We start from the raw sequence: 1,144 nt of genomic DNA, 5'->3' as shown, positions 1-1,144 counted from the left end.
AGCCGATCCAGCACCATAAAGCCGCAATTGTGGCGGGTATCGGCATATTGTGGGCCGGGATTGCCCAAACCCACAATGAGCTGCAAAGCCATCTCATCGGTTCCCTTGGTCTTGACCTGAGTCACAGCGCTTTTCGCCTCCTCGGGCTAGGTTGTGTTGATCTTAACGTTAAGACAGAGTTGATGCAGTTATCAGATGCTCTCTTCAAAATAATCACTATCGACCTTCTTGACCGGATACAACGAAACCGTAGATACGCCAACATCGTGCTCAATCATTAAATTTGTCAGTTGTTCGCCGTCAATCAAAACAATCTTGCTGCCGATTTGAGAAACGTAACTGCGAGCATCATCGGTAAATCTGGAGGTAGTCATAAAAATACCCTTGTTTGCTCTTTGAGCCTGTAAGGCTCCTACAAACTGCATGACATCAGGACGACCTACCGGATTGCTATCCCAGCGCTTTGCCTGAATATACACAACATCAAGACCGAGTTTATCCTCTTTTATGATCCCATCAATTCCGCCGTCACCGCTCCTGCCGATTGCTTTTCCCGCATCTACCCGTGAACCTCCGTATCCCATTTTAACCAGCAGTTCCACAACGACCTTTTCGAAGAAGGCAGGAGATGCTTTCTTGAGCCTGGCAAGCAGTTCATCAGCCAGTTTATCGCGGAGATTTTTATACGCATTTTCTAGTTGCTCTAATGGTGTTTCTGGTGAAATCTCTAACGACTCTTTTCGTTCGGTTGCCTTGTCAGCGCTTCTTGTGCCCTTGAGCCTCTCAAATTCTAGGAACTCAGGATATTGCCTGAGCAACTTTACGTTGATGGTCTTGGGCTGCTTTTTAAGAAGATCTCTGCCGCGGTCGGTGATTTGGTAGAATCCTCTGCGCGTTGCTTCAAGCAGCCCTGCCTTTTTCAGATAGGTTGAGGCCCAGCCGACGCGGTTTATAAAAGTTGGCTGTACACCGCTCGGCAGCATCTCCCTGAGATCCTCCTCTGTGAGGCCCAGTTCTTTTGCCAGAGCTTCAACGGCCTCACTGGTTGAGATTTCAGTTCCTTCGCGTGCTGCAAACTGGAGCAGCGGCAACAGCAAGCTCTGGTAATCCGGAACGGCCATCTGCAGAACCGATTCTCAAGGCA

Annotated in this window: 1 protein-coding gene and 1 pseudogene; both read right to left on the bottom strand. The window is 49.0% G+C overall.

The features are described from left to right. Window positions 1–92: pseudogene (locus NW857_RS13115) on the bottom strand (aminoacyl-tRNA hydrolase); the annotation flags it as partial. Window positions 93–191: 99 nt separating this feature from the next. Further along, window positions 192–1,121, bottom strand: coding sequence for a restriction endonuclease (locus tag NW857_RS13110; protein WP_414348176.1), 930 nt, complete (start codon window positions 1,119–1,121; stop codon window positions 192–194). Between the last annotated feature and the right edge of the window lie 23 nt (window positions 1,122–1,144).

Source organism: Synechococcus sp. H55.9 (genome assembly GCF_047462355.1).
Lineage (GTDB): Bacteria > Cyanobacteriota > Cyanobacteriia > Thermostichales > Thermostichaceae > Thermostichus.
Note: the sequence above shows the minus strand (reverse complement) of the source record. Positions and strands in the feature narration are given on the sequence as shown.